Consider the following 23,005-nt stretch of genomic DNA (forward strand, 5'->3'; position numbering starts at 1 on the left):
AATTTTTGAGGAGGGTTGAGCCGGCGGGAATAAGATTTGAGTGTGGGAGGTTATAAAGATTGAGTGACACAGGCTCAAGAATTTATGAACGAGTTTGCAACTTCTGTTAGAGTAGCGCTCGGACGCAACGAGAAGTTGAGTCACTCACAATCAACTTTATTAACTGCACTCGATAAAAAGGAGAATGAATCATGGGACGCGCAGTAGGTATTGACCTTGGTACGACGAACTCCGTCGTTTCCGTACTGGAAGGTGGCGAGTCCACCGTTATCGCTAACTCCGAAGGCTCCCGCACCACGCCTTCCGTTGTAGCGTTTGCTAAGAACGGCGAAATCCTGGTTGGTCAGTCCGCCAAGAACCAGGCCGTGACCAACGTGGACCGCACCATCCGCTCCGTCAAGCGCCACATTGGTACTGACTGGACCGTCAACATTGATGACAAGGACTACACCTCCCAGGAGATTTCCGCTCGCACGCTGATGAAGCTGAAGCGCGATGCAGAGTCCTACTTGGGAGAGGATGTTACGGACGCCGTTATTACCGTCCCTGCATACTTCGAGGACGCACAGCGCCAGGCCACCAAGGAAGCCGGCCAGATTGCCGGCCTGAACGTCCTGCGCATCGTCAACGAGCCCACCGCGGCTGCACTTGCATACGGCCTGGAAAAGGGCGAGCAAGAGCAGACCATCCTGGTCTTTGACCTGGGTGGCGGCACCTTCGACGTGTCCCTGCTGGAAATCGGCGATGGCGTCGTTGAGGTTATGGCTACTGCAGGTGACAACACCTTGGGTGGCGATGACTGGGACCAGCGCATCGTTGACTGGCTGGTGGACCGCTTCAAGAGCTCCCAGGGCGTTGACCTGACCAAGGATAAGCGCGCCGTGCAGCGTCTGCGCGAGGCTGCAGAGAAGGCCAAGATTGAGCTGTCCTCCTCCCAGCAGGCCAACATCAACCTGCCTTACATCACCGTTGACTCCGACAAGAACCCACTGTTCTTGGACGAGACCCTGACCCGTACCGAGTTCCAGAAGATCACCCAGGATCTGCTGGACCGCACCAAGGCTCCATTCAACCAGGTCATCAAGGATGCTGACCTTTCCGTCGGCGATATCGACCACGTTGTGCTGGTCGGCGGTTCCACCCGTATGCCGGCCGTATCTGACCTGGTCAAGGAGCTGACCAGCAAGGAACCGAACAAGGGCGTTAACCCGGACGAGGTCGTTGCAGTAGGTGCTGCCCTCCAGGCAGGCGTGCTGCGCGGCGAGGTTAAGGACGTGCTGCTTCTCGATGTCACCCCGCTTTCCCTCGGCATTGAGACCAAGGGCGGCGTGATGACCAAGCTTATCGAGCGCAACACCACCATCCCGACCAAGAAGTCCGAGACCTTCACCACCGCAGAAGACAACCAGCCTTCCGTGCAGATTCAGGTCTTCCAGGGCGAGCGCGAGATGGCTACCGCCAACAAACTGCTGGGTTCCTTCGAGCTCGGCGGCATCGCACCGGCACCTCGCGGCGTGCCCCAGATTGAGGTCACCTTCGATATCGACGCCAACGGCATCGTCCACGTGACCGCCAAGGACAAGGGCACCGGCAAGGAAAACACCATCAAGATCCAGGAAGGCTCCGGCCTTTCGCAGGAAGATATCGACCGCATGGTTAAGGACGCCGAGCAGCACGCTGAGGAAGACAAGAAGCGTCGCGAGGAGCAGGAGCTGCGCAATAACGCAGAGTCCACCTCCTACCAGACCCGCAAGTTCTTGGAGGATAACGAGGACAAGGTCTCTGAGGACACCAAGACCAAGGTCACCGAGGCTGCTGACGCCGTGGACGAGGCACTGAAGGGCGATGATCTCGATGCCATCAAGTCCGCAGTAGAGAAGCTGTCCACCGAATCCCAGGAGATGGGCAAGCAGATCTACGAGGCACAGGCTGCAGAGGGCGGCGCCGAGGGTGCTGGCGATGCCGGCGCCGCACAGGGCGACCCAAACGTGGTCGACGCTGAAGTTGTGGACGAAGACGAGAACTCCGACGACAACAAGGACGGCGACAAGTAATGACTCAGGACAGCGGAATGCCGCAAAACCCAGGCGACCCGGAAAACACGGATCCGGAGGCTACCTCGGCTGACCGCGCTGAGGCTGCCGCCGAAAAGGCCGAGGAAGCACAGGCTGCCAACGACGCACAGGCTGATGCCTCCGAAGAAGCCAAATTGGATCCCACCCTTGATGCTGACCTCGAAGACGCGCTGGCTGATGTCAACGCCGATGAGGTCGAGGCCGAGGAGGAGGGCGATGAGCTCACCTCCACCGGCGCTGCCACCAATGATGTGGAGGCGCAGTTGGCAGAACGCACGGAAGACCTGCAGCGTCTGAATGCGGAATACACCAACTACCGCCGCCGCACCGAGCGTGACCGCCAATCCGTTATCGAAACCGCGAAGGCAAAGGTCATTAGTGACTTGCTGCCGGTGCTCGATGACCTCGATTTGGCCAAGCAGCACGGTGACCTGGAGGGCCCGCTCAAGGCGGTTGCGGATAAGCTCCGCAACCGCCTTGAGCAGCACAACCTCACCGCCTTTGGTGAAGAGGGCGAACCCTTCGACCCAGAGATGCACGAGGCCGTGCAGGATTTGTCCTCCGGCGATGAGCAGGTGCTCGGCACCGTGCTGCGCCAGGGCTACCGCGTAGGCGAGAGGCTGGTGCGCAACGCGCTGGTCATCATCGCGGACCCCGGTGAGGATTCCGGCAGTTCGGAAGGCACCGAACAAGCCGATTAATCCGGGAAAAGGGCGCCTTGGGAACTGACTGATTCAACTTCCCCCGGCGCCCTTTTTTACTAATTACAACCGATTCTTCTTGAAAGGAGGAGATGCCCAGTGAGCGCTAAACCCGAATGGGCAGACAAAGATTATTATGCGGATCTGGGGGTCTCCTCGTCCGCAGACCAAAGCGAGATCAAGCGCGCGTACCGCAAGCTTGCCCGCGAAAACCACCCCGATACCCACCCCGATGACCCCGCGGCAGCGGACCGGTTCAAGCGGGTTGCGGAAGCATACGATGTGCTTTCCGATGCCTCCGAACGCAAAGAATACGACCAGTTCAAGGCCATGCTGCGCAATGGCGGTGGCTTCGGACGGAACGGAGGCGCCGGCTTTCCCGGCGGGTTTCGATCCACGAACATGGGTGGACAAGGTGCGCAAGACTTCGACCTCTCGGACCTCTTCGGAGGTGCCACTGGAGGATCGTCTCAAGGCGGCGGTTTTGGGGATATCTTCGGTAGCGTTTTCAACCGCAGCGGTAGTGCTGGCCACTCAGCTAAACCGTCGCGGGGGGCCGACGTCGAAACGGAAATAACCCTCGATTTCCGCGAGGCCGCCAAGGGGACCACCATCCCGCTGGCCTTAAGCGGTAACGCGCCGTGCACCACGTGCCATGGCTCGGGTTCTTCCTCCGGCAAGACCTCAACGTGCGGGACCTGCAATGGCTCCGGATACACCTCGGAAAACCGCGGTGCCTTCGGCTTCTCCGCGCCGTGCAAGGATTGCGATGGCACGGGCCGCCGCATCACAGATCCGTGCCCAGACTGCAACGGCACCGGAACGGTGCACCGCACCCGGAACATCACGGTCCGCATCCCCGCCGGCGTCATCGACGGCCAAAAGGTCCGTATCGCCGGCCAAGGCGAGGCAGGCCCGAATGGCACCCCGGCCGGTGACCTCTTCGTTGCGGTCACCGTCAGGCCTGACAAGGTCTTTACCCGCGACGGCGACGATATCCACATCACCGTCCCCGTCTCGTTTGCCGAGCTCGCCCTTGGTGACACCATCACGGTTCCTACCTTGGATAGCCCGGTCCGCGTGAAGATCCCGGCTGGCACCCCGGATGGCCGCACCCTGCGCGTGCGTGGGCGCGGCATTGCCAAGCGCGCCGGCAAGGCTGGCGACCTCTTGGTGAGCGTGCAGGTCACCGTGCCTTCCAAGCTCGATGCCGCGGCCTCCAGCGCCCTGCGTACCTATGCACAAGCCGAAAAGGACTCTGGCTTTAATCCCCGCGCAGACTGGGCCGGCGCGGAGAGCAATTAAGGCAGGAGGTGCATTGCACAATGAGTACTGGAAAGGCAGAAGGCTCCGCCACTGCGGTCTACGTCATTTCCGTGGCCGCCGAGCTTTCCGGGATGCACGCCCAAACCCTGCGCACCTATGACCGCATGGGTTTGGTCTCCCCGGCCCGCACTCGCGGCGGTGGCCGCCGTTATTCGGATCGCGATATTGAATTGCTCCGCAAGATTCAGGCGCTGTCGCAAGACGATGGCGTCAACCTTGCCGGCATCAAATCCATCATCGAGTTAACCGAAGAGCGCGACCAGCTCGAGGCCGAACGCGATGCGCTTGCCGATGAGGTCCGCACCCTCCGCGACCAGCTCGCCGCCGGGCAGCGCCCGGGGGCACAGCACCCCCAAGCCCAGGGGCAGCACGCCCGCGGCGCACAAGGCCCACAAGGCTCGCGGACCCCGGTGCGTTCTCAACGCAGCGGTGAGCTCGTCCACGTTCCGCGGTCTACCTCCGTGGTGATGTGGAGCCCGCGCACCGCGCGCGATCGCAAACGCAATCGCCGAAACAACGGTAGCGAAACCGGATAAACCGCCTAACTCGTCCTGCGGACGAGAAACCTCAACTAAAACCCTCCATACCTTTTACGGCGTAGCGCCCGCACAGGAATGGAGGGTTTATCTCTGCCTAAAAGTCCCTCACCCCGGAAATGCCACACCCGCACAACCGGACTTTGGGCGGTGAAGAAATGTTAATTTCTCACCCCTATTTAGTGCGGAATGCGAAAAATTGCATTACTATGTCTGGAAAGCAGGTGAGGTACACCACAGTAGAACGCCTGCAGTGGTCCGAGCCATACACGGCAAGGACTATACCTGGCAAGAACCACAGTCGAGATTTCTGCACGAGAGGACACCACCATCATGACTTTGTACGCAGCACCCGGAACCGAAGGGGCCATCGTCAACTACCGCGACCGCTATGACAACTACATCGGTGGAAAGTGGGTGCCGCCAGTCGATGGCGAATACATGGACAACATCAGTCCCGTGACCGGCGAGGTATTTTGTCAGGTGGCCCGCGGCAAGGAAGCCGATATCAACGCAGCCATCGATGCCGCGGAAAAGGCGTTTGCAACCTTTGGCAAGACCACGCCGGCAGAGCGCGCACTCTTGCTGCACCGCATCGCGGACCGGATTGAAGAAAACCTCGAAAAGATCGCCGTCGCGGAGACCTGGGAAAACGGCAAGGCCGTCCGCGAGACCTTGGCTGCCGATATCCCGCTGGCCGTTGACCACTTCCGCTACTTCGCGGGCGCCATCCGTGCGCAGGAGGGCCGCCTGTCCCAAATCAGCGAAGACACCGTGGCCTACCACTACCACGAGCCACTCGGCGTTGTTGGCCAAATCATCCCGTGGAACTTCCCGCTGCTCATGGCCTCTTGGAAGATCGCACCGGCCCTGGCCGCTGGTAACTGCATCGTGCTGAAACCCGCGGAGCAAACGCCTGCATCCATCCTCTTGCTCATGGATATTATCGGCGACCTCCTCCCAGATGGCGTACTCAATATCGTCAACGGCGTGGGCGAGGAAGCCGGTGCGGCATTGTCGGGTTCGGATCGCATCGCCAAAATCGCGTTCACCGGCTCCACCCCAGTGGGCAAGCTCATCAATAAGGCCGCCGCGGACAAGGTCATCCCGGTCACCCTGGAGCTCGGCGGTAAGTCGCCGTCCATCTTTTTCAAAGACATCATGGATGAAGATGACTCCTACCTGGAAAAGTGCGTCGAGGGATTCGTCATGTTTGCACTCAACCAGGGCGAAGTCTGCACCTGCCCATCGCGCGCCCTGGTCCATGAGGATATTGCCGATAAGTTCTTGGAGCTCGCCATCGAACGCGTCAAGAAGATCAAGATCGGCCACCCGTTGGATACCGAAACCATGATGGGCGCCCAGGCCTCCCAGGAACAGATGGACAAGATTACCGAATACCTCAAGATCGGCCCAGAAGAAGGCGCGGAAACGCTCACCGGCGGCCACGTGAACAAGGTAGAAGGCCTCGAAAACGGCTACTACATCGAGCCCACGGTCTTTAAGGGCAGCAATGAGATGCGCATCTTCCAGGAGGAAATCTTCGGGCCAGTGCTGTCTGTGGCGACCTTCAAGGATTACGACGAGGCCATCGAGATCGCAAATACCACCAACTTCGGCCTCGGCGCCGGCGTGTGGTCGCGCCAGCAAAACATCTGCTACCGCGCCGGGCGCGATATTCAGGCCGGCCGCGTGTGGGTCAACCACTACCACGACTACCCAGCACACAGCGCCTTCGGCGGCTACAAGGAATCCGGCTTGGGCCGCGAGAATCACTTGATGATGCTCGGCCACTACCAGGAAACCAAGAACATGCTGGTCTCGTACTCCGACGCCCCCGCAGGACTCTTCTAAACCCACAGCCTGCTTTAATCCGCCCTCGATTCCCCGGAAGCCACCGTGCCCAAACCGCGCAGGAACTGCGGATCCTCCCAATAAGATCCGTGGTCCCCGGGCAGGCCATCCGCGCCGGGCAGGGGAGTGGCGCCAAAGGACTGGGTGGTGGGATCCGGACCATGGATTCCACTGAGTGGCCCCGTCGCGATAGCGATGGGGTCATTGTCATTGGTCGCCGCCCACACGGTGCCGTGCAGCTCGCGGGCATGCTGGGCGCTGGTGCCGGGGCTTCCCACGAGCACGATATCGGAGGCGATGTCCTCCTCGCGCGCCGCATATCCGGTCACGACGGAGCCATAGGAATAGCCCACCACCGTTCGCTTCGCGCCTGGATACCGCTTGCCGATGCCCCGCTGAAACCGCACCAGCTCCTGCCCCGCTGCCCGCGCGGGATCGGCATGCACGGCGCGCGGCAAACTCGACGGGGCCTGGTAGCCCAACCACACGGCGGCAGGACCACCGCTCGCCTTGGCGATATTGCGGCCACGGTCCACGGCGCGCTGCCAGGTAGTGGGGTCGGAGGAATGCACGCCTTCGACAAACGTGGTCACGGACGCAGGCTCCGTGCGAAAGCCCTCAGGATCCACCAGTGCCACCAGCCGGCCGGGGCTGGTCTCCACGATGCGCATATCGGGGTTATCCGCGGCCAGCTGCGCCACGCGGTCACTGGCCTGGACGAGGTTAATCTCGTGGATGGTATCGAGGGGAAGATCGGCAAAATCTTCCAGCCGCTGCGGCGGTTCCACCCCCGCGGGCGTGCAGAGGGCGTCGATTTCTTGGGAGCAGAGCCAATCGAGGGCATCGCCAAGCGCGCGCACCTCCCGCAGCAGCACGCCGCCAGCTAGCGCGGCGGGGCCAGAAAACTCATCAACCTTGCCTAGAAAAGAAATGATCCGCGCCTCCACCCCCTCGCGCCAGGCCTGCAGATCCGCGTGCCGGTCCAGCACCTCGATGACGTGCTCCATCTGCCCAAGCGGGCTACTCAGCCACTCGGTCGCCTCCGCCAAACCGGAGCGCGCCGCCACGCCCGCGGGCCCGCCCAGCGATAGAGACAGCCAATCGTGGTGCGAGTCCACATAGTGATTATGCAGACCAGCGCGGTCCGCGGCGAGCTGCGCGGCGCTGTGGCGCAGGGCGGTCGATAAATTCATCGCGTCCTCCCCAAGCTCGCGGCGAGCGAGGAATCGAGCGCGCCGCTGCGGTCCAGGAAGGAGTGGAGGCTGCGCAGGCGCTCGGAAACGGTGGCATCGCTAAGCTGCTGCGTCTCGGACCATTGCGCCACCGCGCGCTGGAGGGAGGCTGACGTCCGGGAGGCCACGCTTAAGTGTGCCCCCGGCAACGCCGCCGCCGGCCGCGCCTTCAACGTGCGTACATGTGCGGGAAGGTGTTCAGGAATATCTACATAACTCATGCCTTAAAGCGTGGCCGCTGCGGGCTGTAGCCGCGAGGGCAAAACCGCAAACCTGTGGATAACTAGGTGACGCTGCACTAAGTTGGGATTTATGAAAGTAGCAGCAGTGCAATTGACCTCCACCGGCAGCATCGAGGAAAACCAAGAACTCGCCCTAGATAAAATCCGCGAAGCCGCGGCGGCGGGCGCGCGCCTTATCGTGCTGCCCGAGGCCACCTCGCAGAACTTCCGCTCGGGCCGCCTAGATGAGCAGGCGCAGAACCTCGAAGGTCCGTTCGCCACCGCGATCCAGGAAGCGGCGGAGGAATTGGAGGTCACCGTCGTCGTCGGCATGTTCTGCCCAGCCGATACAGTCGAGCGCGAGGACAAGACCATCAACCGCGTATCCAATACCGCGCTCGTCGCGGGCCCGGGCGTGCTGGGCGGCTACGAGAAAATCCACACCTACGATGCCTTTGACTACCGCGAATCCGATACGGTGCAGCCCGGGGAGTCCTTGGTGACCTTTGACGTCGATGACCTTACCGTCGGCGTCGTGGTCTGCTACGATATCCGCTTCCCGGAGCAGTTCAAGGAGCTTGCGCGCGAGGGGGCGCAGCTCATCGTCGTGCCCACCAGCTGGGCAGATGGCCCCGGCAAGCTGGAGCAGTGGCGCCTACTCACGGCGGCCCGGGCGCTGGATTCCACCAGCTATATCCTCGCCGCGGGCCAATCCCGCCCAGGCGGCAACGCTGAGGCCGGGTCCCCCTCGGGACCGACCGGCATTGGGCACTCCACCATCGTCGATCCCAACGGTGTGCGCGTGGCCGAGGCCGGCTACGAAGACGAGATCCTCTACGCCGACATCGATCCGCACGAAGTAGCGAAGACGCGCCGCTCCCTGCCGGTGCTAGAACTTAACGACTAAGACTGCGCCGCATAATCCTCCGGCAGCCACTCCCGGTCGCGGCCCCAGCTGTGGCTTAAGATCCACTGCTTGCCGATGCCCCTTTTCTCCAACCCCTTCCTCCCTTCCGCTACCTCCTCGGCGCTGCCGAAGAGGGCGAAGTAGGTGGGAGTGGTTGTGGATAACTCGACCTCGTTGACTACTACATCGGTCGGGTCGGGGGAAAGGGTGAGGGTGGCGGCATCGGCAAGCGGCCGTGCCCCCAGTAGCCATGGGTCGTTTTCCTGCCGGATGATGCGGCGCAGGCTGAGATCGGGGTAGAGGGCCGCAAGGTTCCGCTGGAAGTGCGTGTCATAGTGCGCGCCGGGGCTATCCGCAACGGCAAAAATCTGCAGGGCCAGGTTCTTAGCGAGTCCCTCCTCGCCCGCATCCGCGGCCTGGCGGGCCGCCAGCGCCAAGCACCGCGCCGCCGCCCAGCCCGTGCCATAGGCCACGATGACCAACCTTCCGCCGCGCAACGCGCGCAGATCCTGCCAAATGGACCCGGTGGGCCGGCCCAAAGTCCACCAATCGCCCGGCTTGGTATGCGCAAGCGACCGCGAAGCCGCGCCCACCGCGGCGACGTGGAAGACCAACTGGCCGGTGGCATCGCTTGGCTGCGCGGGGGTGAGCATGCGCCATTGGCCGGGAAGGTACTGGGTGGTGACGGGGAAATACTGCCCCGGCTCAAAGGTGGCGGGCATGCCCGCCTCGACGCGAATGACCGCGGTTTCGCGCGTCGGCCGCTCCACCGCAACCACCTGCCCCGAATACGCCGGCGCCTCTCCAGCCAGGTCCGCCTCGCGCGCCGCAGTGGCCATCTCCTCGCAAACCTGGTGGATGACGGCACAGGCGAAGTCGTATTGGTACCGCGTCAGCGCCAACACTCGCAGGCCTTTGATGAGCGCATCCTCGAACCGCGCGTAGACCTCTGCCGGGAAGCCGTGCCTGCGGTGATCGCGGCCGAGCTGCGCGATCTTCTCCCGGACTGCCTCGGGCAACGCAGCTCCAACCCCGGACCCCGCCTTCGCGCCGGCGCTGTCGGGCTCCGCATGTTCAATCACCCACGCCAATGCGTGCACCATGGACCGGTGGGTGTCCTGCATAGAAAGGGAAAAGACCTGCCGCGCTTCCGGCACCATGAGGAAAAACTGCTCATGCACCGCATCGCGGTAGTCGTCTGCATACTTCCGGAAGTGCTCGCCCAATTCCCACATGTTTTCCCATCCTAGTGTGCTTGCCTGCCTTTTAGCGTGCGCATTTTCGTCCCCGCGCTACAGTCCCAGCACCTTGATAACCTCGCGCGCTGCCAAACGACCCGCGCGCGTCGCCCCCCCCCACCGTCGAAGCGGTCGATCCATAGCCGGCGAGAAAGACCCGCGGGTTCGCCACAGGCGAGACCTCGTTGCGCATAACAATCCCGCCCTTGCGTGAGCGCAATCGCAACGGTGCCAGGTGGTCCAGCACCGGGCGGAAACCGGTATTCCAAAAGATGACGTCCACCGCCAAGTGCGTGCCCGCCGGATACGGCTGCCATGCCGCCACGCTTTCCGATGCCCCCGCCACCTCACTGCTCACAGCAGTTCTGCCGCCGGCCGCCGTCTCGCCGTCTGTCACCGTCGAGTGGTCCGCCGCAGCGTCACCCCTCGCGGCGGCCCCGCCGCTCGCAGACCCGCTAAACCGCACGCCGGTCGCGTCAATGGCATTGAACATGCCGCGCGAGACCAGAACGCCGCGCTCGACCGCATCCAGGTATTCCTGCCAGGGCGGAATCCCGGTGGTCGAGACCACCGAGGCTGGAGGATTTCCGCTAAAGACCCACTCGCGGACCTTCTTTTCCACATCCAAGCCCCACTGCTTATCGAACTCCGTGTCCGTAAAATCCGGTGCCCGCCGCGTGGCCCAGGTGGTCTGGGCGATGCCCTCAAGTTCCAATAAAAACTGCACCGCGGATAGCCCACCGCCGACGACCAACACGTGCTGGCCTGCAAAATCTTCCGCCGACGAATAGTCCTTGGTGTGCAATTGGCGCCCGCCGAAACTGCTAATACCCGGAATGTAAGGAATATACGGCCTATCCCACGTGCCGGTGGCGTTAACGATGGTGTCCGCGGAAAACTGCTTGCCAGATTCCAACGTCACGAGAAACGCGCCGCGCGGCTCGCGCTCGCCGTGCGAGGCGTGCGTACTGCGTGGCTCGTCTGGGTTCCCTGATGCGCGATCATCGCGCGGGCCGTGGAGATTGCGCGCGCCGCGTGTGCCGTGCCCTCCGGGCAGGGCGCGGACGCTGCGGACGCGCGCCGGGCGGTAGGGCCGAAGTTGGAACTTGTCCTCGTAGGCGCCGTAGTAGTCGGCGACTACGAGGGAGGCGGGGGAGGAGGCATCGGCAAGCGGGGCGGGCATGCCCGGCAGATCCGCGATGTTATGGGCCTTGCCCAGCGTCAGGGAATCCCAGCGATGACGCCAGGCACCGCCGGGGGCAGGGTTGGCATCGATAAGCAAAAAGTCTTGGGCCGGGATAAGGCCGCGGGAGGTGAGCTGGTGGGCCGTCGCCAAGCCTGCCTGGCCCGCGCCGATGATGATGCTGAGATAGTGCTCCACCGTGCCATTGTAGCGGGGGTGAAAATCCGCCGTATGTTGTGGCTCACTACATGATAGGTAATGTACTTTTTATCTGCGCGCTCGCTACGCGTGAGCGGCCTGCCATAATTGCACAGCTAGAAAGGATTCCCATGGAAGATTTTTCCGCTTATACCCTCATGCTGGACGTGGGTTGGATTTCCTTACTCATGGTCATCGGCAATATTTTGCGCCACCAAGTGAAGTTTATCTTCCAGGACTTATTGCTGCCTGCCCCCATTACCGCCGGCTTGCTCGGCCTGCTCGTCGGGCCCAACGTGCTGGGCTGGATCAACTTCTCCGATAACCTCGGCGATTACACCTCCATCCTCATCGCCGTGGTCTTTGCCTCGATGGCCTATTCCATGGAGGTTGGCGGCAACATGGGCAAGGGCGCGCGCAATATGTGGGGCTATTCCACCATGATGTTTACCGGCCAGTGGGGCCTTTTCATCGTGCTGGGCCTGCTCTTCTTCGCCCCGGTCTTTGATACCCCGAACTGGTTCGGCATGATGCTGCCGGTTGGCTTTACCGGTGGCTTCGGCACGGCCGCCGCTGTGGGTGGCGCGCTGGAGGGCGTCGGCGCCGAGGCGGCTGCGTCTTTGGGCTTTACGTCTGCGACCGTCGGCACGCTGGCCGCGATTATCGGCGGTGTCATCGCTGGTAACTGGGGCATCCGCAAGGGCAAGGTATCCTACGTTCCCAAGGAGCTGCCGGAAGAGATTCGCCGCGGCTACATCAAGAACCTGGATGATCGCCCCTCTCTCGGCCGCGCGACCACCAACCCTTCTTCCATCGAGCCGCTCGCGCTGCACTTCGGCTTCATCATTCTCACGGTCATGACGGCTTATGGCGTCAATCAGGGTATTTCCAGCATTTGGGAAAATGTTTCGATCCCGCTCTTTGCGATGTCCATGGTTATCGGCCTCATCTTCCGCGCCATCATGAACTTCGTCGGCGCCGAGGATTACCTGGATAAGGATTCCGTATCCTCCATCTCCGGTGCCGCTACCGATTACCTCATCGCCTTCGGTGTGGCCGCCATCGTTCCTGCCGCTATCGCTTCCTACTGGCAGGCGCTGCTTGTCCTGTTCATCCTGGGCACGATCTTCTGCACCTTCTTCCTGATGTGGTTCCCCGCCGAGTTCTTTGGCGAGCGCTGGATCGAGCGCGGCATCTTCGGCTGGGGCTGGGCGACGGCCACCGTGGCCACCGGCATCGCCGTACTCAAGATCGTCGACCCGAAGCTGAAGTCCGGAACGCTTTCCGAATACGGCATGGCCTACATCGGCTTCGGCCCGTTCGAGATTTCGTGGACCATCATCGCGCCGATGGCCGTGATGTACGGGTTTACCGGCGCGTTCGGTGCCGTCTCGCTGGCCATTTCCATCGGCGTGTACCTGACATTCAAATTCATGGGCTTGCTTCCGCCGCGCGGCACGATTTTCAAAGAGGGCATCGGCCACGTGGGCCAGAAACAAGAAACCTAGCCTTCACAAATCCACTCTGCGCAAGCCGGGCTCCCACACTTCTGCTGTGGAGGCCCGGCTTTGGCGTGCCGCCAATTCGCTTGCTTGCCGATGCCCCTTTCAGCCCCACCTCGATTGCACCGTGCTCTCCACTCTTGGGGCGGCCGGGCTTCGGGAAGGCTGTTGTGGCAGAAAACGGGAAGTTGAGCCGGGTGGACTCAAAAAATTTGGGTTGAGTGGAATAGGCTCAACTTTATGTGCGTTATACCAAGTGAATCCTTAAAATGGACGAATAAATCTTAGAAGGAGAAACATACACATGAGTTCTTTTAACCCCACCACCAAGACACAAGAGGCACTGCAGGAGGCCCTGCAGACCGCTTCCGCGAATGGCAACCCGGATATCCGCCCGGCGCATTTGCTGGCGGCCATCCTTGGGCAGGAAGGCGGCATTGCCGCGCCAGTGCTCAAGGCCACCGGCGTTGACCCGGATACCGTGCTGAAAGAAGCACGCGAGCTGGTTAACTCTTATCCCAGCGCCGAGGGCGCCAATATGTCCAACCCGCAATTCAACCGGGATGGCTTAAACGTACTGACCAAGTCGCAGGAATTGGCGGGCGAGCTTGGCGATGAGTTTGTGTCCACCGAAGTCCTCCTCGCCGCCATCGCCGGTTCGAAGACCGACGCTGCCGAGTTGCTGACCGGCCGCGGCGCAACCTACGACGCCATCAAGGGCGCCTTCCCCTCCGTGCGCGGGGCCGCCAAGGTGACCTCGGAGAACCCGGAAGACCAATTCCAGGCCCTAGAAAAGTACGCCACCGACCTCACCGCGCGGGCGCGCGAGGGCAAGATCGACCCGGTCATTGGGCGCGATCAGGAAATCCGGCGCGTCGTCCAGGTGCTTTCGCGCAGGACGAAGAACAATCCGGTGTTGATTGGTGAACCGGGCGTCGGCAAGACTGCGATCGTTGAGGGCCTGGCTCGCCGCATCGTGGCTGGCGATGTCCCCGAGTCTCTGAAGGGCAAGACGCTTATCAGCCTCGACCTTGGTTCCATGGTTGCCGGCGCCAAGTTCCGTGGCGAATTCGAGGAGCGCCTCAAGGCTGTCCTGGATGAAATCAAGCAGTCTGAGGGCGAAATTATCACCTTCATCGATGAGCTGCACACCATCGTCGGCGCCGGCGCTACCGGCGAAGGCTCCATGGACGCGGGCAACATGATTAAGCCCATGCTGGCCCGCGGCGAGCTGCGCCTTGTTGGTGCAACCACGTTGGATGAGTACCGCAAGTACATCGAAAAGGACGCCGCCCTCGAGCGCCGTTTCCAGCAGGTCTACGCCGCAGAGCCGTCCGTGGAAGACACCATCGGAATCCTGCGCGGGCTCAAGGAGCGCTACGAGGTGCACCACGGCGTGCGCATCATGGACTCCGCCTTGGTTTCGGCAGCGGAGCTATCGAATCGCTACATCACCAACCGCTTCCTGCCGGATAAGGCCATCGACCTAGTCGATGAAGCCGGCTCCCGCCTGCGCATGGAAATCGACTCCTCGCCGCAGGAAATCGATGAGCTCGAGCGCATCGTTCGCCGCATGGAGATCGAGGAGCTCGCGCTGAAGAAGGAATCCGACGCCGCCTCCAAGGACCGCCTGGCCGCCCTGCAGGGCGAGCTCGCGGACCAGCGCGAAAAGCTCGGCGAGCTCAAGGCGCGCTGGGCCAACGAGAAGAAGGCCATCGATGACGTGCAGGATATCAAGGAGGAGCTCGACGATCTCCGCCGCCAAGCAGAAATTGCCGAGCGCGACGGCGACCTCGCCCTAGCCTCCGAGATCAACTACGGCAAGATCCCGCCACTGGAAAAGGACCTAGCCGCGGCCGAAGAAAAGGCCGCCGCCCAGCGCAATACCATGCTGGATGAGGAGGTTAGCCCGGATACCATCGCTGAGGTCGTCTCCGCGTGGACCGGCATTCCCGCCGGCAAGATGCTGCAGGGTGAGACCGAGAAGCTGCTGAACATGGAATCGGTGTTGGGCAAGAGGGTCGTCGGCCAGCGCGAGGCCGTCACCGCCGTTTCCGATGCCGTGCGCCGCTCCCGCGCGGGCGTGGCTGACCCGAACCGCCCGACCGGCTCCTTCCTCTTCCTCGGCCCCACCGGCGTGGGTAAGACTGAGCTGGCCAAGGCGTTGGCGGACTTCCTCTTCGACGATGAATCCGCCATGGTGCGCATCGATATGTCCGAGTACGGCGAGAAGCACTCCGTCTCCCGGCTCGTCGGTGCCCCTCCGGGATACGTCGGCCACGAAGCCGGTGGCCAGCTCACCGAGGCCGTGCGGCGTCGACCTTATACGCTCGTGCTTTTCGACGAAGTGGAAAAGGCCCACCCCGACGTCTTCGACGTCCTCCTCCAGGTACTCGATGAGGGGCGACTTACCGATGGCCAGGGTCGCACCGTCGACTTCCGCAATACCGTCATTATTCTGACGTCCAACCTGGGCGCCGGCGGTACGAAGGACGAGACCATGGAGGCCGTGAAGCGTGCCTTCAAGCCGGAGTTCATCAACCGCCTCGATGATGTGGTGATGTTCGAGCCGTTGTCGGAGGAACTGCTGCGCGGCATCGTGGACATCCAGCTGCGCGGTCTCACCGAGCGCCTGGAGGCCCGCCGCCTGACGCTGCAGGTATCCGATTCCGCCAAGTCCTGGTTGGCCGACCGCGGCTATGACCCCGCCTACGGTGCCCGCCCGTTGCGCCGGACCATCCAGCAGGCTATTGGTGACAAGCTAGCGAAGAAGCTTCTGGCTGGTGACATTGCCGATGGCGATACCGTCCACGTCGACGTCGCCGATGGCGGTGCTGAGCTGGATATTTCCGCTCGCTAAATTACCGGGCGAAAAATAATGCTCATGCCTTTAGACTGGAAGGCATGAGCATTTTAGTTTCCCCGCAGGAACTCAAAGAATCCATCTACCACGGCGATCGTTTCACCCTCCTCGGCACCCACTGGCAGCCCAAGACGGGCCAGAGCTTCATCGACTTTGCTTCTCTGCACATTCCCACCGCACTTTTTGGCGATACCGGCGCGGCCTTCGTCGGCCTTCCTGGTTCGCGCAATGGCCGCAATCCGCTGCCTGACGAAGATAAGCTGCAAGCCTGGATCCGCTCTTGGGGCCTGCAGGAAGACCGCCCCGTGGTGGTCTATGACGAGGGCCGCGGGCTTTTTGCCGGCCGCGCGTGGTGGACGCTGCGGTGGGCAGGCCTGACTGATGTGCGCATCCTCGATGGTGGCCTGGAAAACTGGCTCGCGCACGGTTACCAAACCCTGACGGGACCGGGCAATATTGCGGTCGGCTCGAAGTTCGAGGTCACTCCCGGCCAGCTGCCTACCGCTACGATCGATGACGTCCGCGAGCACGAGGGCGTGCTCATCGATACCCGTTCGAGCAACCGCTTTGCCGGCCGTCGCGAGAACTTGGACTTGAAGGCGGGCCACATCCCCGGTGCGGTCAATGTTCCCGAGCGCCTCTTCCACAACGATGGGGTGCGCACGTTGAAGACCCCGGATGAAATCCGTGAGGTGTTGGCCGCGGCCGGATTGACCCAGGAAAACACCAAGGACGCAATCATCTATTCCGGTTCGGGCAACCACTCCGCACTGGCACTCGCGGCGATGGAGGACGCAGGATTCACCGGCCTGCGCCACTACATCGGGGGCTGGTCGCAGTGGTCTGCAGACCCGACCAACCCGGTGGAACGCGGGGATAGGACCTCGGTTAACGATTAATTCCAATTAATCGCTCCGACTCCGACTGGTACCGGCACCGTGGGGTGCCGGTACCTATTATTATCAGGAGATGATGGCTTCTTTACTCCTGATTTTCGCGCTCGTACTCGGCATCGCCGGTGGCTTTTTGCTGTACTACGACCGCACCCAGCGCGCAGCCGATGCCCAGCGAGACACCGCATCCCAGCAGGACACCGATTTCCACCACGACACGGATACCCAGCGGCAGGACACCGCTGCAGGCGATTCCGATAATTCGGCGGCGGAACAATCTCAAGGCGAGAAGCCCCAACACAACGGGAAAGACCGGGACGCCCAAGGAGACCAGGACACCTGGGCAGAATTGGGCACTCGGGAAGGCCAGGGTGCGCCTTTCCGCGCAGCTACCGACACTGATCGCACGGACCACACTGACCACACGGACGACACTGACCATGCTGACGGCAGTGACGAGGATGCCGAAGGCGCCCCAGACGCCGAAGGCACCCCGGACGCTAAAACGGTCGCAGAACCTGAAGATGAAGCCGCTACTGAATCCTCCTCCAGTTTCGCGGCAAAGTACTCGCCGTCCCCCGATATTGAATCCGATTCTTCCTCAGCTACCTCTTCAGGGCGTCACCATCGCACTGCAGACGATGCGCACCGCAGCGCCAGCGACGACCCCCGCGCCAGCGTGTCCGAAGCTCTTTCGGAAAATAATGTCGTAAAGGGCAACACAACCGACGCCACAACCGTAGGCCCTGCATCCGGCGCAGACGGTGCCGGCAGGGCCAGCAGCAACGGCAGTATCGACAGCAACGACAGCAACGACACTGACGGCACTAACGAGAGCGTCGACAGTGCTCACACCGCAGGCAACACTGAAAAGGCCGCGGAAACTGGCGCAGGCTCTGGCATTCACCCTGCCGCGGGCTCAGCTGAAGATACGGAATCGGATGCGGATGCCTCCTCCGACGAGGCGGTCCAGAAGGGAACTGAAGAGCAACCGGAAGCTCACGCGAAGACTAGACCTATGGGAAGGCCGCGGCCGCTTATCCCTGGCACCATTCGCCGGGAGCGCAAGAATTGGGCGGAAACCCGGGGCTTTGAGTACATGAAGTCGGACCAGTACCTTGTCGATGAATGGACGAGGGGAGTCGCCTCCTCTGGCGCCGCGCCGAAAGACATCGTCGCCGGCAACGTGTACGGCCACGAAATGCTGCTGATGGATATCGACGGCGTCAATGTGATGGCGATGAGGACGGGGGCGGCATCGGATGTGGTCATTGATTTCCAGCGCTTCGACAGCCAAGAGCCCGAGATGTCGGAGGACCTGCTTTTGGCCATGAACATCGAGGGGTTTGAGGTATATTCCTCCGATCGCGGCGTGACGGAGCGGATGGTGGACGAGCGCGTGCGCATCGCGCTGCAGCGCATGCCGGAAGTGGTGTCGGCGCTGTGGCTGGAGACCGAGTGGGTTTTGGCGCAAACCACCAAGCATTCGCGCACCGCGGATTGGGAAGCAATGCTCCCGCCCTTGGCATTGCTTGCCGATGCCGCCCGCGTCCTCCCACCCCGTTCCTCTTCCGTGCATACCATTCACTTCGAGGATCTAGACCCAGCCAGGGAAATTCCCGCCGCGCCTGTGGTTGAAGCAGTGGGAGGCACAACGTCGGTGGGGCAACCGGAGTTTTCCCGACCGGTCATACAAAGGCCGGAGGAACCATTGGATATGCCATCGCGCACGTACTCCGAGACCCGCGGCCCGGTTGAGCACACGGCGATTGGAGCCGACGAAGTCGATGCCATTGCCGATGGCAATGAGCGCCCCACCCCCGATTCAGGCAGCGCCCGCCTGCCGCGCCGGCAATTCGGGGAGGCTTCCATCTTCGGTGACACTTTTGGCAGCGCTTTTGGCGGCTCTTTCAGCGGCGGCCTCGGCGATGCCTCCCCAGGCCCGGGCAATGACGGGGCGAAAGACATGACCGAAGACGCGGCCAAGAACGCGGCCAAAGACGCGGCCGAAGGTGCGACCAAAGGCTCGTCCACGGGCCCATCCAGAGATTCTTCTCGAGGTCGTTCCAGAAACGCCAGTGGCCCAGCCGCTGCACGCGATAAAGACCGCCAGGACGAGTCGGGGCCGCGGCAGGGGGAGTAGCCTAGAATGTTGCGTTGGCCCACATAGCCAGGACTTTCCTCATATGCCGAAGAAAACTCTAAAGAAGGAGCAATGCGATGACTGAAGTGCACCTGCAAGAAGACAAGAAGAAGCGTCTCGCGGAACTGGTCAAGGAGCTTGCCGTTGTGCACGGCAAGGTGACTTTGTCCTCGGGCAAAGAGGCCGATTACTACGTTGATTTGCGCCGCGCGACCTTGCACCACGAAGCCTCCCGCCTCATCGGATCCTTGCTCCGCGAGCTCACCGCCGATTGGGATTTCGCGGCCGTGGGAGGACTAACCCTCGGCGCGGATCCGGTTGCCACCTCCATCATGCATGCCGATGGCCGCGATATCGACGCCTTCGTCGTGCGCAAAGAAGCCAAAAAGCACGGCATGCAGCGCCGCATCGAGGGCGCGGATGTGGCTGGAAAGAAGGTGCTGGTCGTCGAGGACACCACCACGACCGGCAACTCGCCGCTCACGGCAGTCGCCGCATTGCGCGAGGCCGGGGCAGAAGTAGTAGGCGTGGCTACCGTCGTTGACCGCGCTACCGGCGCCGAGGACGTCATCTCGGCCGAGGGCCTTGAGTACCGTTCCCTGCTTGGCTTGGACGATCTTGGACTCGCGTAACGCAATGGACCAGGCACCCCAGGAGGCGCCTGCTGGTCCGACGCGGCCGGCTGGCCAGGAAGCGCCCGCTGGTCAGGCACAGCCGACCGGTTCGGCGCGACCAGCGGGGCAGACCAAACCAGCAGACGTAGCTGCACGCACCGAGTCGGCCGAGCAGACTGCGCGCGGCGAGAGTATTGCGCGGGCCGCGCAGGGCGAGAGTGCTGCGCAGCATGAGCAGCAGGAGCAGCAGGAGCAGCGAGAACAGCAAGAACGGTCCGAAGAGGCGAAGGGGCCGACCGAATGGAATGAGGGCCGGCACGGCGTGGGGCCCTGGGAAGGGCCCTGGCCACAAGGGCCGGAGGCGGAAAAATACGATCCGGAGCTCCTACGTGAGGGCGACCGGCGCAATGTTGTCGACGCGTATCGGTATTGGCGGCGGGAGGCGATTAGGCGGGACATCGATAAGCGGCGGCATAGCTTGCATATCGCCATCGAGAACTTTGAAAATGACGCCAATATCGGCACCGTCGTGCGCACAGCCAATGCCTTTGCCGTCGATACCGTCCACATTGTGGGGCGGCGCCGGTGGAACCGCCGCGGCGCCATGGTGACGGATAGGTATCAGCATCTGCGGCACCATGAGAGCGTCGATAAGCTCATTGCCTGGGCGGCCGAGGAAAACCTGACCGTGGTGGCCATTGATAACACCCCCGGTTGCGTGCCCCTCGAAACCGCCGAACTACCGGAGCGCAGCCTGCTGCTATTCGGGCAAGAAGGCCCCGGAGTAAGCGCCGCCGCGCAAGATGCTGCCTTGATGACCTGCTCCATCGCGCAATTTGGCTCCACGCGGTCCATCAACGCTGGTGTGGCCGCGGGCATCGCCATGCACGCCTGGATTCGGCAGCACGCCGATCTGCACAATTCCTGGTAAGAGACCGTTACACTAACTGTAATAAACCTTGCTACTGGAGTGATAAAGAAATCGTGGAAGAAAAGTGGGCCCACCGCGCCGAACTCGCGGAAACCGCCATTGATGAGCGCCATGCACATTCCGTATGGGGCCTGCCGCGAACCAACCTCGCCATCGTCAGTTGGCCGCCCACCACGAAAGAAAAACTCCTCGTGCACTGGCACTACTGGTGGCAGGCGCACTACCTCGATTGCCTCGTCGATGCGGCGGAGCGGAAGAACACCAAGGTCCTCCGCCAGCGCATCCTTGACACTACGCGCGGGATTCGCGTCCGGAACCTGACGCAGCTGACCAAGAATAAGTACTTCGATGACAAGGCCTGGCTCGCTCTTGCCTTCGGGCGTGTGGGCGAGGTGAAGAAGATGAAACCGCCCAAGGCGTTGGCGTCTTTGCAGCGCAATATCACCGAGGGGCTCGATGACTCGCTGGGGATATTGCCGTGGCGCGATGGCGAGAACTTCATGAACGTGCCCGCCAACGGGCCCGGCGCCATCATGCTCGCGCGGATGGGAGAAATCACCGCGGCTCGCCGCATCGTTGACTGGGTCTACGACAATTTGGTCAATGAAGACGGTTTCATCATGGACGGCGTGCGCATGCGCATGGATGGCCCCGAGATCGTCAAACAGGTCCACCCGTACTGCCAGGGCGTGATGCTCGGGGCATGCCTGGAGATTGTGTTGGCGATGCGGGAGGAGTCGAGCATCGGCAAGCTGGAGCAGATCGACAGCGTTTACGAGGCCGAATTGGCCTCCGAGATGATGAGCTACATCATCAAGATCCGTGGCCTGGTTCAGGCTATTGCCTCCGGCATGGCGACGCCCTCCGGCGTCGTGGATTGGGAGACCGGTGATGGTGACGGCGGCCTGTTTAAGGGCATCCTGATGCGCTATCTTGCCGATGTCGCCGTGCGCCTGCCCGGGGATTCGCCCGCCAACCGGGCTACCAAGAAGCTGGCGACCCGGATGGTCGTGGCGTCTGCCGAATCCGTGTGGGAGCACCGGCTCGAGGTTGATGGCCTGCCAATTTTTGGCTCTGACTGGACTGCCGATGCCCGGCTTCCCCACAACTACGGCTTCGGGCACACGACCGTGAGTGAAAAGATGGGCATTATTCGCGTGGATGAGCGCGACCTATCCGTGCAGCTGTCGGGCTGGATGCTTTTGGAGGCGTGCGCCCGGGTGACCCGTGACCTGCACGAAAAATCGGGCCGCGATTAACCGCGCTGTTGCTCCTCTTTGTGGGTGATCTTCTCTGTGGGGTTTGCCGAGGGGGACACCGCAGTGTTGAGAGGCGGATTGTAAACACAGGAAATGTCACACAAATTTTACGGCGGGATTCCGGAAATGTGGGCATAATTGGGTGTTGGAACGTGTTTGACCGCAATCCCACTTTAAGGATGGAATTTCATGCCAATTGCAACCCCTGAGGCGTATAACCAGATGCTGGACACCGCGAAGCAGAACGGCTTCGCGTTCCCGGCCATCAACTGCACCTCGTCTGAAACGATCAACGCAGCACTGAAGGGCTTTGCCGAGGCAGAGTCTGACGGCATCATCCAATTCTCCACCGGTGGCGCAGAGTTCGGCTCTGGCCTCGCGGTCAAGAACAAGGTTAAAGGTGCTCAGGCCCTAGCCGCCTTCGCGCACGAGGCCGCGAAGCACTACGGCGTCAATATCGCCCTGCACACCGACCACTGCCAGAAGGAAGTTCTGGACGATTACGTTCGTCCGCTGATGGCTATTTCTCAGGAGCGCGTTGACCGCGGTGAGAACCCGCTCTTCCAGTCCCACATGTGGGACGGCTCTGCTATTCCGATCGATGAAAACTTGGTCATCGCCCAGGAGCTTTTGGAAAAGGCGAAGAAGGCACACATCATTCTCGAGGCAGAGATTGGTGTCGTTGGCGGCGAAGAAGACGGTGTCGAGGCCAAGGCCGGCGATAACCTGTACACGACTCCGGAAGACTTTGAAAAGACCATCGATGCCCTGGGCACCGGCGAGAAGGGTCGCTACTTGTTGGCCGCTACCTTCGGTAACGTGCACGGCGTCTACAAGCCGGGCAACGTGAAGCTGCGCCCCGAGGTCCTGCTGGAGGGCCAGAAGGTTGCGCAGAAGAAGCTCGGCCTGAGCGAGGGCGAGCACGCCTTTGACTTCGTCTTCCACGGCGGCTCCGGCTCCGAGAAGGAGAAGATTGAAGAGGCGCTGCGCTACGGTGTCATCAAGATGAACGTGGACACCGATACCCAGTACGCGTTTACCAACCCAGTGGCCCGCCACATGATGGAAAACTACGACGGCGTGTTCAAGATTGACGGCGAGGTGGGCAACAAGAAGGTCTACGACCCACGCTCCTACCTGAAGAAGGCAGAGCAGGGTATGTCCGAGCGCGTCATCGAGGCATGCCAGGACCTCCACTCCGTGGGCAAGACCACGGCCAAGTAGGATGAGCCTAAACTAGGCACGACGAAGTAGCCGCTTCCCCCTGTGCGGGAGGCGGCTTTTCCTATTTCTGGGCCTATCCCTGGTTCTATCTTGAGTCCTATATCC

At 61.9% G+C, this 23,005-nt stretch carries 17 protein-coding genes and 1 pseudogene; 14 read left to right on the forward strand and 4 right to left on the reverse strand.

Going from position 1 to position 23,005, the window contains the following annotated elements:
• The first annotated feature begins 191 nt into the window (after positions 1 to 191).
• The 5 genes from dnaK to exaC all read left to right on the forward strand — a co-directional run bounded on the left by dnaK (position 192) and on the right by exaC (position 6,492).
• Positions 192 to 2,054: a molecular chaperone DnaK gene (gene dnaK / locus QP908_RS03670; protein WP_284771666.1), complete on the forward strand. Its 1,863-nt coding sequence runs from the start codon at positions 192 to 194 to the stop codon at positions 2,052 to 2,054.
• Complete coding sequence (gene grpE / locus QP908_RS03675; RefSeq protein WP_284771667.1) at positions 2,054 to 2,776, forward strand: nucleotide exchange factor GrpE; 723 nt, start codon at positions 2,054 to 2,056, stop codon at positions 2,774 to 2,776. Before dnaK ends, grpE begins: the two co-directional genes overlap by 1 nt.
• A 99-nt stretch (positions 2,777 to 2,875) precedes the next feature.
• On the forward strand, positions 2,876 to 4,081 hold the full coding sequence (dnaJ, locus tag QP908_RS03680; protein ID WP_284771668.1) for a molecular chaperone DnaJ: 1,206 nt from the start codon (positions 2,876 to 2,878) through the stop codon (positions 4,079 to 4,081).
• A 20-nt stretch (positions 4,082 to 4,101) separates the two neighbouring features.
• Positions 4,102 to 4,638 carry a heat shock protein transcriptional repressor HspR gene (locus QP908_RS03685; RefSeq protein ID WP_284771669.1) on the forward strand — a complete coding sequence of 179 codons (537 nt, stop codon included), beginning with the start codon at positions 4,102 to 4,104 and terminating at the stop codon, positions 4,636 to 4,638.
• A gap of 333 nt (positions 4,639 to 4,971) precedes the next feature.
• Positions 4,972 to 6,492 (forward strand): acetaldehyde dehydrogenase ExaC, encoded by a 1,521-nt coding sequence (gene exaC / locus QP908_RS03690; RefSeq protein ID WP_284771670.1) that lies wholly within the window; start codon positions 4,972 to 4,974, stop codon positions 6,490 to 6,492.
• Positions 6,493 to 6,506: 14 nt separating this feature from the next.
• Here the strand turns inward: exaC and QP908_RS03695 are convergent, their stop codons facing one another.
• Positions 6,507 to 7,685, reverse strand: a complete 1,179-nt coding sequence (locus QP908_RS03695) for an alpha/beta hydrolase (RefSeq protein ID WP_284771671.1) — start codon at positions 7,683 to 7,685, stop codon at positions 6,507 to 6,509.
• Entirely contained in the window at positions 7,682 to 7,945 is a 264-nt protein-coding gene (locus QP908_RS03700; RefSeq protein WP_284771672.1) for a hypothetical protein, read from the reverse strand. The genes QP908_RS03695 and QP908_RS03700 overlap by 4 nt, the downstream gene beginning before the upstream one ends.
• A 91-nt stretch (positions 7,946 to 8,036) precedes the next feature.
• Between QP908_RS03700 and QP908_RS03705 the strand changes: the two genes are divergently transcribed.
• Positions 8,037 to 8,852: a carbon-nitrogen hydrolase family protein gene (locus tag QP908_RS03705; RefSeq protein WP_284771673.1), complete on the forward strand. Its 816-nt coding sequence runs from the start codon at positions 8,037 to 8,039 to the stop codon at positions 8,850 to 8,852.
• Here the strand turns inward: QP908_RS03705 and QP908_RS03710 are convergent.
• Positions 8,849 to 10,087 (reverse strand): FAD-binding oxidoreductase, encoded by a 1,239-nt coding sequence (locus tag QP908_RS03710; protein ID WP_284771674.1) that lies wholly within the window; start codon positions 10,085 to 10,087, stop codon positions 8,849 to 8,851. The genes QP908_RS03705 and QP908_RS03710 overlap by 4 nt on opposite strands.
• A 57-nt stretch (positions 10,088 to 10,144) precedes the next feature.
• Positions 10,145 to 11,471, reverse strand: a pseudogene (locus QP908_RS03715) (NAD(P)-binding domain-containing protein).
• A 131-nt stretch (positions 11,472 to 11,602) separates the two neighbouring features.
• Between QP908_RS03715 and QP908_RS03720 the strand changes: the two are divergent.
• From QP908_RS03720 to fbaA, 8 genes are all read left to right on the forward strand, one after another.
• On the forward strand, positions 11,603 to 12,979 hold the full coding sequence (locus tag QP908_RS03720; protein WP_284771675.1) for a sodium/glutamate symporter: 1,377 nt from the start codon (positions 11,603 to 11,605) through the stop codon (positions 12,977 to 12,979).
• Positions 12,980 to 13,277: 298 nt separating this feature from the next.
• Positions 13,278 to 15,833, forward strand: coding sequence for an ATP-dependent chaperone ClpB (gene clpB / locus QP908_RS03725; RefSeq protein ID WP_023024094.1), 2,556 nt, complete (start codon positions 13,278 to 13,280; stop codon positions 15,831 to 15,833).
• 44 nt (positions 15,834 to 15,877) lie between these two features.
• The gene (locus QP908_RS03730; RefSeq protein WP_284771676.1) at positions 15,878 to 16,735 is read left to right on the forward strand and encodes a sulfurtransferase; all 858 of its coding nucleotides are present in this window, start codon (positions 15,878 to 15,880) and stop codon (positions 16,733 to 16,735) included.
• Positions 16,736 to 16,808: 73 nt separating this feature from the next.
• Complete coding sequence (locus QP908_RS03735) at positions 16,809 to 18,872, forward strand: TtfA family protein (protein WP_284771677.1); 2,064 nt, start codon at positions 16,809 to 16,811, stop codon at positions 18,870 to 18,872.
• Positions 18,873 to 18,949: 77 nt separating this feature from the next.
• Positions 18,950 to 19,504, forward strand: a complete 555-nt coding sequence (gene pyrE, locus QP908_RS03740; protein ID WP_005279411.1) for an orotate phosphoribosyltransferase — start codon at positions 18,950 to 18,952, stop codon at positions 19,502 to 19,504.
• A gap of 304 nt (positions 19,505 to 19,808) precedes the next feature.
• A complete protein-coding gene (locus QP908_RS03745; RefSeq protein WP_284771750.1) occupies positions 19,809 to 20,417 on the forward strand; it encodes a TrmH family RNA methyltransferase in 609 nt (202 codons plus the stop codon).
• A gap of 53 nt (positions 20,418 to 20,470) precedes the next feature.
• Entirely contained in the window at positions 20,471 to 21,676 is a 1,206-nt protein-coding gene (locus tag QP908_RS03750; RefSeq protein ID WP_284771678.1) for a glycoside hydrolase family 76 protein, read from the forward strand.
• 189 nt (positions 21,677 to 21,865) lie between these two features.
• Complete coding sequence (fbaA, locus tag QP908_RS03755) at positions 21,866 to 22,900, forward strand: class II fructose-bisphosphate aldolase (RefSeq protein ID WP_023024081.1); 1,035 nt, start codon at positions 21,866 to 21,868, stop codon at positions 22,898 to 22,900.
• Positions 22,901 to 23,005 lie beyond the last annotated feature (105 nt).

It is taken from the genome of Corynebacterium sp. MSK204 (assembly GCF_030229885.1).
Classification (GTDB): domain Bacteria; phylum Actinomycetota; class Actinomycetes; order Mycobacteriales; family Mycobacteriaceae; genus Corynebacterium.